Here is a 1047-nt window from a genome sequence, read left to right as displayed (position 1 = left end):
CGGCACTCGCCGGGTTTTGCTGGATACTATGGCGTGAAGATATTACTGCGCCTGCGCGTTCCGCGGCACAGCCTTCTCTCACGATCAGCCGGAGCGGCATTCTGGGACTGACGCTGTTCTTCGGTCTTCAGGCCGGGATCAATTACGCAGCAATTGGGTGGCTGCCGTCCCTGTATGGTGCCTTGAGCTATTCTGACCATACGGCAGGGCTTCTGGTCGCCATCATGATGCTGGTCCAGACGGGCGTCAGCTTTGGCATGCACGTCATCATGCGCGCCCTGAAACTTACAACCATCAAGGCAGCTCTGGCTTTTTCCGGCCTCGCCATTTTGGGTACGCTCTGCCTGCTGCTTGCAAAGCCGCTGCCATGGCTGGCGCCCGTGGTGATTGGAGTTGCGACAGGAGGGCTGTTCCCGATAGCGCTCCTCCAGCCTCTGGATTTCGCGCACGGCAGATCAGAGGCGACACGGTTGGCCGGGCTAACCCAGACGGGCGGCTATCTGCTTGGCGGTCTCCTACCGTGGATTACAGGTCTGCTGATCGATCAGCTCGGCGTTGCCCCAGCACTCCTGACGTTGCTGGTTGGTAGTGCTGGCCTGCTTGCTGTGGTTACGGTGCTGATCCAGCGCACTTATCAGAAATGACACAGCCCGCCATGAATATCGGCTTTCAGCTCCCTTCTGGAAAGATCCGGGTATCCCAAATGAGGACACACGCTATCCGCCCGTTCGGGATGACTTTGCGTGTCAATGCTTTGGCGGAACAATTGCCAGTTGCGCCCGGACACTCGGACGCTCCTGCATCCGCACGAACCAGGCTAAAAGCGCCTCGCACTCCTGCGAGATCGGCAATTTCACGGCTGTAGCGAATATAAAACCCCCGATAACTGCAATATCCGCCATAGAGAAAGCCTCACCGGCTATGAAGGGCTGTTTCCGCAGCACTGCATCAAAGTAATGCATTCCGCGCAGAGCCTTATCGCGCTGGCGCAGGCCCCATTCCCGGTTCTGGTAGACTTCCACATCGGGACCAAGACCCGGTGTGGCA

At 58.4% G+C, this 1047-nt stretch carries 1 protein-coding gene and 1 pseudogene; one reads left to right on the top strand and one right to left on the bottom strand.

What is annotated here, in order from left to right; translation table 11 throughout:
* Nucleotides 1-644 (top strand): annotated as a pseudogene (locus B7449_RS17145) (MFS transporter); the annotation flags it as partial.
* Nucleotides 645-746: 102 nt separating this feature from the next.
* Here the strand turns inward: B7449_RS17145 and B7449_RS17140 are convergent.
* The coding region (locus tag B7449_RS17140) for a glutathione binding-like protein (protein WP_048883903.1) at nt 747-1047 on the bottom strand (301 nt) is incomplete at its 5' end.

It is taken from the genome of Komagataeibacter intermedius TF2, from assembly GCF_000964425.1.
Taxonomy (GTDB): Bacteria; Pseudomonadota; Alphaproteobacteria; order Acetobacterales; family Acetobacteraceae; genus Komagataeibacter; species Komagataeibacter intermedius.
This window is presented reverse-complemented; position numbering and strand designations above follow the sequence as displayed.